This window comes from Microcystis sp. M165S2 (assembly GCF_020245885.1).
GTDB lineage: Bacteria > Cyanobacteriota > Cyanobacteriia > Cyanobacteriales > Microcystaceae > Microcystis.
Genome location: NZ_JADBTZ010000032.1, coordinates 1 through 9,723 on the forward strand (window position 1 = coordinate 1; position 9,723 = coordinate 9,723).

A 9,723-nucleotide genomic window follows, 5' to 3' on the forward strand; every position below is an offset into this window, starting at 1 on the left:
AAATCCTGATCTGGCAAGAGATTTAATTGATTAGTTCGCTCCAGATCGCAAACAATTGACAAAAATCGCAGTAATGTCTGTTTCTATAAGGGTTTCATCCCTTATAACCCTGTCCGTTGCATAAGACAAACCGAAGAGCCACAGTTTATCTCTTAAAATCTCCGGCTAATGCTCAACATTTGGAAGAAGCGATCGCAGAATATCAAGCAGGTAAAACACAAGAACATGATTTAATCGATGCGTAAGTTGGCTTGGGGTAGTAAAGCATGGAAAGATTATCTTTATTGGCAATCTTAGGACAAGAAAACCCTGAAAAGAATCAATCTGCTGATCCAAGATACTCTATCCAATCCCTTTGAAGGAATCGGTAAACCTGAACCCTTGAGAGAGAATTTGTCAGGTTTTTAGTCCCGTCGCATTGATGAAGCTAATCGTCTTGTCTATGTTGTCGATGATCATTATCTAACAATTATTTCCTGTCGCTATCATTACCAAGATTAGCTATTGCTGTAGGGTGCGTTCCCTAATCTGGCTCCTACTGCTGCACCGATAGATTTTGGGGAACGCACCATGCTAATTCATTCAAGCAAGTGATTGCCAGCTAACAACGCCTCTGCACACCGACTGCCGAGATTTAATCGGTTATGATGCTAGGGTTATCCCCACAGTGAACAGCAATCAGTGAACTGAAAACTCACATCTGATAACTGATAACTGATCACTGACTTCCCAACCCCTGCTATACAATGGTTTTTGACTTGTTTTTTGGAAGGGAACGCTAAACTATGTATTCGATCGATATTACCCTGAAACTCTCCCCCATCCCCATTTCCGTGCAGCGCAAGGAAGAAGCAGCAGCAGACGCTTTGTATCAAACAATTATTAACGCTATGCGATCGCCAAATCCGGAATTATTAGAATTAACCTGCGAAAAACAAACCGATAAAAAGGTGGCGGTTTTGAGCGATCAGATCAGTGCGGTGATTGTTTCACAAAAATCCGGGGCTGCCTCCACTGGTAGAGCGCCGGGGTTTGTCGCTTTAGCCACAGAATAGTTCTTTAATCAGTTATCAGTGAGCAGTAACCAGTAATCAGTGACAAGAAAACGGCAATCGCCTACATAACACTTTCCACTGAAAACTCAAAACTGATAACTGATAACTGATCAACTCATAATTATGACTATAAAAGTAAAAGACCTCTGCTTTAGCTGGCCGAATGGGAAATCAGTATTAAATGGCTGCTCTTTGCAAGTTCCCAGAGGAGAATTTTGGATGTTGTTGGGGACAAATGGCAGCGGTAAATCAACCCTGCTGCGGTTATTAGCGGGATTATTAAAACCTAGTCGCGGGGAAATAGAGATACCTAACCCCCTCGGTTTTGTTTTTCAAAATCCCGACCATCAGTTAGTTATGCCAACAGTGGGGGCAGATGTGGCTTTTGGGTTGGTATCCGAGGGTTTATCCACGCCGGCAATTCGGGCGCGGGTGCGGGAATCCCTAGGGGCGGTGAATTTATTAGAAATGGAAAAACGACCGATCTATGCTCTCAGTGGCGGACAAAAGCAAAGAATCGCCATTGCGGGGGCTTTAGCTCGTCATTGCGAGGTTTTGCTCTTTGATGAACCCACCGCCCTTTTGGATGGGGATACCCAGTTAGAATTAGTCTCTCAAGTGCAGAAATTGGTCAAAAACCGGGGGATTACGGCCCTTTGGGTGACGCATCGCCTGGAGGAATTGGATTACAGCGATGGGGCATTTTTGTTAGAGGGGGGCAAGGTAACGGATCAGGGAAATGCCCTAGAATTAAAAGCGAGATTATTGGCAAGTGCGGCGGTTGAATCTTAAATTTTTTGTTAATATCATTAGGATGCTGTTTTTTAGAACTGCCTTTAATGCCACACCAATCACTCTCAAAGCCATGGTTAATTCCTCTGATCGTTCCCTTCTGCTGGTTGACGGCTACAACGTCATCGGCGCTTGGCCGTCCCTGAAAAAAATTAGCGATCGCCACGGTCTCGAACCGGCGCGAGACAAGTTAATTGAAACCTTAATCGGTTACACCCACCATCAGGGTTATCAAACCCAAATCGTCTTCGATTCCTACCTTCAAGATACCCCCGGCAGCCAGGAACGCTACACTAACCATTTATCGGTTTATTTTACCGCTCACGCTCAAACCGCCGACACCTATATCGAGAAAACCTGCGCTGATTTTTGGCACGATCGCGCCCCTGCTATCGGACGGATTATCGTCGCTACCTCTGATAATGCCCAAAAAATGACGGTTATGGGTTATGGGGCCCAGTGGATTTCCGCTCAACGTCTGGAAATCGAGGTGGATTTAACCGGTCGTCGTCTGAGACAATCCCAGAGTTCTTCTCAAAGTCCCAAAGGGCGTTTTTTATTCCATTCTCTCGATGCTAAGGTGCAACAGAAATTAGAGAAAATGCGCCACGGAATTAGTTATCAAAAACCTTGACAAATTACCTCAAATATGTATCGACAAAAATCCCCCTTAGAGGCACAGGTAACTGTGTCTCTAGGTTTTTAAAGGTCAGTTGCGGTCTGGGGGATTTTGTCAAAAGCTGGCCCCTCTAAACCACTGGTGTCACAGTTGCAATTCTGCTAAACCTAAATAATAAATTCCCGTGGGTGTCACTTGGAAGCGACAGGGTAAAACTTTGACTCCTTTAGCCACTGCTTGACGCAATAACTGCCCGTATTTAGTATCCTTACTATCCCCCGGAGCAAACCGGTCACAATCACCCCGATTAATAAAGTAGAGCATAATCGCCTCCGCTGCCGGCAATAAAGCCATTAATTCCTGTAAATGCTTCTGTCCCCGCGTGGTGACAGTATCGGGAAAAAGTGCCGTTTCTCCCTGATTCCAAGTGGTATTTTTGACCTCGATATAGGTGAGGGATTTATCACCATGGGTCAAAAGAAAATCAATTCTACTGCGATTATTTTGACCGTAGGCCACTTCCGATCGCACCTCGGTGTCATTTTTGACCAAATCGGGAAAAACTCCTTGCAACAGGGCATTTTTCACCACCTGATTGGGAAGATTGGTATTAACTCCCACCCAAGTCTCTCCCAGTTGAATCATCTCCCAGGTATAAGCTAATTTTCGCTTCGGGTTATCACTGCGAGAAAGATAAACCGGTTGACCCTCTACACATACATCCGTCATCGGTCCGGTATTAGCGCAATGGGCCGTAATTAATTCTCCGTTGTCCAGTTGTATCTCGGCAAAAAAGCGTTTGTAACGTTTAATTAAAATACCCTTGACAAGAGAAGGATAAGTGTGAACCAACAAGGGAGTCATTAAATTTTCGCCACGGAAAAAAACAGCGTGTTCTTTTGATATTAACGCGAGTTTTAGCGGAAAATAGCTTATAGTTTCAGAAGAATTGTCCCAAAGTTTCTAAGTCTAGATTAAGAGGAAAACTACCTTGAAATAGGTTTGTTCAGTCTGTGGCTACGAATACGACCCAGAAATCGGCGATCCTGACAACGATATACCCCCCAACCCCTAACCCCTAACCCCTAACCCCTAACCCCTAACCCCTAACCCCTAACCCCCAACCCCCAACCCCTATTCCCGAAAAACTGATAACCGCTCAGGTACAATAAAACCTTGAGGCTTAATAGACATTGAGATTATGGGTAACACTTTCGGACGACTATTTCGGGTTTCCACTTTTGGAGAATCTCACGGGGGTGGGGTAGGAGTGGTTATCGATGGTTGTCCCCCGCGCTTAGAAATTTCCGAAGAGGAGATTCAAATCGATTTAGACCGTCGCAAACCGGGACAAAGCAGAATCGTGACCCCGCGTCGGGAAAATGACATTTGTGAGATAATTTCGGGCGTTTTTGAAGGCAAAACCCTCGGTACACCGATCGCTATTTTAGTGCGGAATCAGGATGCTCGTTCGCAAGATTACAACGAAATGGCTGAAAAATTCCGACCTTCCCATGCGGATGCCACCTACGAAGCAAAATACGGCATTCGCAACTGGAAAGGAGGAGGCAGATCTTCGGCCCGGGAAACCATCGGCCGGGTGGCCGCAGGAGCGATCGCTAAAAAAATCCTTAAATCTGTCTATAATGTCGAGATTATCGGCTATGTGAAGCGAATTAAAGATATTGAGGCAATCATCGACCCCAACACCGTCACCCTCGACGAGGTGGAAAGTAATATAGTGCGTTGTCCCAACGAGGAAACGGCCGCCAAAATGATCGCCCTGATTGACCAAATTCGCCTGAATAAGGACTCGATCGGCGGTGTGGTGGAATGTGTAGCCAGAAATGTGCCGAAAGGTCTAGGAGAACCCGTTTTTGATAAGCTAGAAGCCGATTTAGCTAAGGGGATGATGTCCTTACCCGCGAGTAAGGGATTTGAAATCGGATCGGGATTCGCGGGAACCTTCTTAACCGGCAGCGAACACAATGACGAGTATTTTATCGATGATAACGGGGAAATTCGCACCACTAGCAATCGTTCGGGAGGCATCCAAGGGGGAATCAGTAACGGTGAAAATATTATTATCCGCATCGCTTTTAAACCCACCGCGACTATCGGTAAAGAACAAAAAACCGTGACGCGCACCGGGGAAGAAACCACCCTGGCAGCCAAAGGAAGACATGATCCTTGCGTTTTACCCCGGGCCGTCCCTATGGTGGAAGCGATGATGGCTTTGGTATTATGCGATCATCTGCTCCGTTTTCAGGGACAATGTACGGTTAGCGATCGCTTTTTCTAAACCTTTACCCGCGATGAAATTTTTATTCCTTCATTCCAATTTTCCCGCCCAATTTCGCCATTTAATCACGGTTTTGGCTCAAGACCCTGGAAATCAAGTGATTTTCGGCACTACCAGGCAAGAGGGAGAGATACCGGGGGTAAAAAAATTTATTTACAAGGAAAGTCGCGCTGTTTCTCCCCAAACCCATCATTATGTCCGTCCCTTGGAAAGTGCGGTTTTACAAGGTCAAGCGGTTTATGGTGTTTGCCAACAACTGAAAAATCAAGGATTTTATCCCGATATTGTCTATGCACATTCTGGCTGGGGGCCGGGTCTATTTATCAAGGATATTTTCCCGAAAACTAAGTTTTTAGCTTATTTTGAATGGTTTTATCATGCCCATGGTTCCGATGCTGATTTTGATCCGGCGGACCCCCTTAATGCTGATGCCGAGGCCCGGATTAGAATTAAAAATGCGCCAATCCTCATCGATCTGGTCAGTTGCGATCGAGGTTTATCGCCGACTATCTGGCAAAAACAACAATTTCCCAGCGAATTTCACTCGAAACTGACGGTTTTACACGATGGCATCGATACAGACTATTTCTGTCCCCGTCCCGATGTGCAGTTAGTGATTCCAGAGATAGGTTTAGATTTATCCGGTGTTAAGGAGATTGTCACCTATGCAACCCGGGGAATGGAACCCTATCGCGGTTTTCCCCAATTTATGACGGCTGTTTCCCTAATTTTAGCCCGTCGGCCTAACTGTCATATCGTAATTGTCGGGGAGGATCGGGTTGCTTATGGGAAAACTCTACCGGACGGCAAAACCTATAAACAATTGATGTTAGAAAGCCTTTCTTTGGATTTATCCCGGGTGCATTTTACCGGTTCTCTGCCCTACGGTCAATATAAACAGGTTTTACAGGCATCGGCCGCCCATATCTATCTTACTCGTCCTTTTGTGCTTTCTTGGTCAATGTTAGAGGCTATGGCCATGGGTTGCGTCGTGATTGGTTCCGATACTCCCCCCGTGCGAGAATTAATTACTGATGGGGAAAATGGTTTATTAGTGGATTTCTTTTCTCCTCAACAAATAGCCGATCGCGTCGATGAAGTGTTAAATTATCCCCAGGGTTGGCAAAATCTGCGTTTAAATGCCAGGGAAACTATCAAGCAACGCTACGACCTCAAACAATGTTTACAGGATCATCTAGACTGGTTATTGAGTTGATTTTTCAGTGATCAGTAATCAGTGAACAGTAATCAGTGAATAGTAAACAGTAATCAGTGAAAAGAAAGCTGCGAACTTGCCAGGTAATTAGTCACCGCAATAAGGACAGCCTTATTGAGAATGACTAAACATAGAAGTATTACCGGGTAAGGGTTTCTCAATCAACATATATGAAATACTTATACTAAATCCAGTTATTAAAGACTGATTATCTATTCCTCCTTTTGCCTCTTGCCTATCCTGATATGTAGCCTATGCTCAACGGATTTAGTATAATATCGCTATTAAATTCTTTCTCTTACAATCCTAATTCCTTCCCAAGCAGGAATATTACCCGCTCGTCTTTCTTCTAATAATACGGAGGCGATGAAACGGTTAAAAACTTGTTCCCTTTTGATAGAATATTGAGAATTTAATTCTCGGCATTCTGCAACTGTTAAGTTAACCTGATCTAATAATTCTTCATTTTTAGATGCTGCTTCGTAAATATCTGGGAATAGATACCAAGCAATACCGATCTTATTTACAAGTTGCTGCCATGAGGATAAATTGTAAATATAGGGATAAAGCGTTTGAATTTTAAGAGAACTTAGATAATCTTCAACAATCAAAGATATACCATCGGTAGGGTCGAGATTTAAATTGAGTCTAATTCTACAATAACTAATATAATCAGCGACATAAAACAAGAGAAACCCAAGCACAAGCACAGGCCCAAGCACAGGCCCAAGCACAGGCCCAAGCACAGGCTCAAGCACAGGCCCAAGCACAAGCACAAGCACAACCACAAGCACAAGCACAAGCACAAACACAAGCACAGGCACAAGCACAAGCACAAACACAAGCACAGGCACAAGCACAAGCACAGGCACAAGCACAAGCACAAGCACAAGCAAATACACATACACAAGCACAAGCACAGGCTCAAGCTTAGTCCAAAATGGCAACAATTTATATAGCGAAAATTGATATAAAAATTGACCAATCATGCCATCCATTACTTTACCAAGTTTCTCTTTTGAAAAAAACAAGATTTTCTCTTTAATCTTTAGCCACTTTTCTGGCTCTAAATAAACCATTCTTGATGTCAAGTTTTCCTGACACCAGTAACCGACTAAATTTTCCTCCTCTGTTTCCATTTCTAAAAATTCCTCAGCTTCTTGTAGAGTAGGAATTCTATACTTAAATTCTGGTTTAAAATGCTGTGGATGTTGGGTTAACCATTCACAAAACGCTTCAGCGTCACTTGCTTGCACACCAGTAATCGGCTTTAAAATATCTTCAGATACAACTGAATCGGTTTGCCAATCAAGAGGCTGATGATTTTTACCAAGTTTTTTCTTTTCATCAATAAATAGCTGATACTCTGCACAGGTAATATAGCTAGTATCAATGGCGATACTATCATCAAGAGGAATCAGCTTACTCAATCTTCTGGAGAGTTGAACATGAGCGAGTAACTCAAAATTGACTGTCTCTGTCATCGGTTTTCCCATCCTTGTATCCATAATTGATTAAACCTTTGTCTCACTTCTGGCGAACAACTTTTTCCCTCTTCTAAGCAATCCATTGCTAGACTTATTGAGGTAATATTAGGATTATTTATTGTCGCAAGAATTAGATTACTAATATCATTTTTTGCCGCATATAAACGAATTGTTTCCGCCCACCAATTATGATTTATGTTTTGAATCAATAAATCTTCTTGATTTAATTCTTGGATTTGAACTGAGGCTAAATATTCCTGAAAACTGAGGTGAGCAAAAATATAAAAACTGTCATCTTTTTTGGTCAATAAACCCGAAATTTTTTCAATATTCTCAAAAAAGTCTTCGGGTTTAACTTCCGTCTTAGCTACTGCTGCTAAAGAACTTTTGATAATTTCTTGACCTTGAGCTAAGGAAAACTCACGGATTCCCCTTTTCATTAACTCTAAAGCTAATACCTGTAATACTGCTTTTTTCTGAGTTAAATTTAGTTTAATCGAATCAGTCATTCCTTTAGCTTCTATTCGCCTTGTCAATAAGACCTCACAAATTTCTGCATACAATTCTACGCGATTTCCTGGCAACGCTCCTCGATTATCATGAACTGTAGCAATCATAGTTAATAATAAAGGATTGAGTGCCATTGCTGCTAAAGGAGCAGATTTTTTGATTCTCTGCATTAAATCATTAGCTTTTCTTTGTGCTTCTGCGCGTAAACCTGGATCTTCCTTTCGCACTTGACGCAATATTTCATTTTGTAAATACCAATTCTGAAAAAACCTTTCAACTTGTTTTAGGTTAAAAGACTGAACTTCGAGAAAAGTTCTAATTTGTTGTAACCATTCAGCTTGATAACCATGACGGCGCGAAGTGATAATAAAAGTAGTTTCAGGATAAACCTGCATTTGCTTGTCTATCCATTGACTAACCTGCTGGCGGTCACTTTCTTTGGCGATTTCATCTAATCCATCAAACATAATCAAGCATTTACCCTCTTTTAATTGCTCTTCAAACCATTGAAGCTGCGGATTGAGCTTGAGGGGTAATGTTGGGCTTTTTAATTGTTCAGTAATAATTTGTGCCAAACTAGATGATTCTTGATGGATAATCTCTTTACTAAGAGTATGAAGTATCAGTAATACCGGAATTAATTTAGGCGCTTTGCGATGCTGACGGCTTTGCTTGTTTTGAGCGTATGTTAGGGCGATATGCTTTAATAAAGTGGTTTTTCCTGAACCTGGTGCGCCTAAAATAGCAATGCGTTTATAAGCAGATTGTGTGGTAATTTGTGCTAAAAAATCCCAAATATTTTTTAAATTGCTTGTGGTTTCTTGTTGAGAAATAATAGCCGAAGATACCTTGTCTAGACTCTGAGGTAAAAATCGTAACTGGATATAGACATTTTCAAGATCGAGAATAAAGTTACCAGGTGTTTTTAAGCCTTGAGTTTGATAAGTACGATAGAGATAAACTAAAGTTTTATAATACTTTACTTGAAACTTTGCGGTTAATTGCCACCAAAATTGAATTGCGAAATTTTCCAGCCAATTAACAATTAAATCAGCCAGAGGATCCGTTTTCTGTTCCAATCTTGTTTCTACTTTATCGAAAACTAGGTTAATAACATTTTTGGCAAATTTTCCTCCAATCGCCAGAAAAATAACAGCGATACTGACCAATCCTGATACACTAGCTTCTATCCATTGCCCATTGCGAAGAAAATTGATAGTTACAGCAATTCCCACTCCTCCACTAGGCAATCCAGCCAATTTGAGGATAGTTTCAATTCTTCTTTGTCTTGCTGCTCGACGTTCCGTAATCCTTGCGTCCAGTTGAGACAGGGAGGATTGTTCTGATTCAGGTCCGATTTCTGGCATTGTCAATACGATTTAAATAAACCCTTTACCTACTAAATTTATCCTAAAATTTAGCATATAATACAGTAGTAGGGTGGGCAGTTACCTTACCAAAAGGGGGAATGTTGTGGAACTCGTTATCCCAGAAGAATCCTCGTTGAGAAAAAACCGATGGAACAACTGACCTTTCAACTGCAAGGATTGCGCTGTGCTGACTGTGAGTCCACTTGAGAGGAAATACTGCACTATTCTTATGATAAGCTAAAACGCACTTAAACCACCTAAAATAGAAATAGTAACTTGAGAAAAATTCTACTTATGCCAGCTAAAGATTTCCTAGATTTAGAAGAAAAGAAAAACTTACAAAAAGCTCTTAAAGAAGAAGAAAGAGCAGAA

9 protein-coding genes and 2 pseudogenes are annotated in these 9,723 nt (G+C 42.0%); 8 read left to right on the forward strand and 3 right to left on the reverse strand.

The window, feature by feature from the left end:
* Positions 1 to 116 precede the first annotated feature (116 nt).
* From IM479_RS01660 to IM479_RS01680, 5 genes and pseudogenes are all read left to right on the forward strand, one after another.
* Entirely contained in the window at positions 117 to 245 is a 129-nt protein-coding gene (locus IM479_RS01660; RefSeq protein WP_287686981.1) for a type II toxin-antitoxin system Phd/YefM family antitoxin, read from the forward strand.
* A gap of 64 nt (positions 246 to 309) precedes the next feature.
* Positions 310 to 501 (forward strand): annotated as a pseudogene (locus IM479_RS01665) (Txe/YoeB family addiction module toxin).
* 284 nt (positions 502 to 785) lie between these two features.
* On the forward strand, positions 786 to 1,055 hold the full coding sequence (locus IM479_RS01670) for a UPF0367 protein family (RefSeq protein ID WP_002756830.1): 270 nt from the start codon (positions 786 to 788) through the stop codon (positions 1,053 to 1,055).
* A 123-nt stretch (positions 1,056 to 1,178) separates the two neighbouring features.
* The gene (locus IM479_RS01675) at positions 1,179 to 1,847 is read left to right on the forward strand and encodes an energy-coupling factor ABC transporter ATP-binding protein (RefSeq protein ID WP_287686982.1); all 669 of its coding nucleotides are present in this window, start codon (positions 1,179 to 1,181) and stop codon (positions 1,845 to 1,847) included.
* Between the two features lie 22 nt (positions 1,848 to 1,869).
* On the forward strand, positions 1,870 to 2,481 hold the full coding sequence (locus tag IM479_RS01680) for an NYN domain-containing protein (RefSeq protein ID WP_287686983.1): 612 nt from the start codon (positions 1,870 to 1,872) through the stop codon (positions 2,479 to 2,481).
* Positions 2,482 to 2,610: 129 nt separating this feature from the next.
* On the opposite strand, the gene sfsA is transcribed toward IM479_RS01680, so the two are convergent.
* A complete protein-coding gene (gene sfsA / locus IM479_RS01685; protein ID WP_287686985.1) occupies positions 2,611 to 3,330 on the reverse strand; it encodes a DNA/RNA nuclease SfsA in 720 nt (239 codons plus the stop codon).
* A gap of 142 nt (positions 3,331 to 3,472) precedes the next feature.
* On the opposite strand from sfsA, the pseudogene IM479_RS22475 reads away from it, so the two are divergent.
* The 3 genes and pseudogenes from IM479_RS22475 to IM479_RS01695 form a co-directional block, all read left to right on the forward strand.
* Positions 3,473 to 3,541 (forward strand): annotated as a pseudogene (locus IM479_RS22475) (rubredoxin); the annotation flags it as partial.
* A 126-nt stretch (positions 3,542 to 3,667) separates the two neighbouring features.
* Positions 3,668 to 4,768, forward strand: coding sequence for a chorismate synthase (gene aroC / locus IM479_RS01690; protein WP_287686986.1), 1,101 nt, complete (start codon positions 3,668 to 3,670; stop codon positions 4,766 to 4,768).
* A 13-nt stretch (positions 4,769 to 4,781) separates the two neighbouring features.
* Entirely contained in the window at positions 4,782 to 5,984 is a 1,203-nt protein-coding gene (locus IM479_RS01695) for a glycosyltransferase family 4 protein (protein WP_287686988.1), read from the forward strand.
* A gap of 284 nt (positions 5,985 to 6,268) precedes the next feature.
* Here IM479_RS01695 and IM479_RS01700 read toward each other — a convergent pair whose 3' ends face one another.
* Positions 6,269 to 7,468, reverse strand: a complete 1,200-nt coding sequence (locus IM479_RS01700; RefSeq protein ID WP_287686990.1) for an SUMF1/EgtB/PvdO family nonheme iron enzyme — start codon at positions 7,466 to 7,468, stop codon at positions 6,269 to 6,271.
* Positions 7,465 to 9,348 (reverse strand): NACHT domain-containing protein, encoded by a 1,884-nt coding sequence (locus IM479_RS01705; RefSeq protein ID WP_287686992.1) that lies wholly within the window; start codon positions 9,346 to 9,348, stop codon positions 7,465 to 7,467. Before IM479_RS01705 ends, IM479_RS01700 begins: the two co-directional genes overlap by 4 nt.
* Positions 9,349 to 9,723: the final 375 nt, after the last annotated feature.

What these genes read in the sequence shown, in the direction of transcription:
- IM479_RS01670 (WP_002756830.1), top strand. Translation starts at nt 786, where the DNA reads ATGTATTCGATCGATATTACCCTGAAACTCTCCCCCATCCCCATTTCC.
- IM479_RS01675 (WP_287686982.1), top strand. Translation starts at nt 1,179, where the DNA reads ATGACTATAAAAGTAAAAGACCTCTGCTTTAGCTGGCCGAATGGGAAA.
- IM479_RS01680 (WP_287686983.1), top strand. Translation starts at nt 1,870, where the DNA reads ATGCTGTTTTTTAGAACTGCCTTTAATGCCACACCAATCACTCTCAAA.
- sfsA (WP_287686985.1), bottom strand. Translation starts at nt 3,330, where the DNA reads ATGACTCCCTTGTTGGTTCACACTTATCCTTCTCTTGTCAAGGGTATT.
- aroC (WP_287686986.1), top strand. Translation starts at nt 3,668, where the DNA reads ATGGGTAACACTTTCGGACGACTATTTCGGGTTTCCACTTTTGGAGAA.
- IM479_RS01695 (WP_287686988.1), top strand. Translation starts at nt 4,782, where the DNA reads ATGAAATTTTTATTCCTTCATTCCAATTTTCCCGCCCAATTTCGCCAT.
- IM479_RS01700 (WP_287686990.1), bottom strand. Translation starts at nt 7,468, where the DNA reads ATGACAGAGACAGTCAATTTTGAGTTACTCGCTCATGTTCAACTCTCC.
- IM479_RS01705 (WP_287686992.1), bottom strand. Translation starts at nt 9,348, where the DNA reads ATGCCAGAAATCGGACCTGAATCAGAACAATCCTCCCTGTCTCAACTG.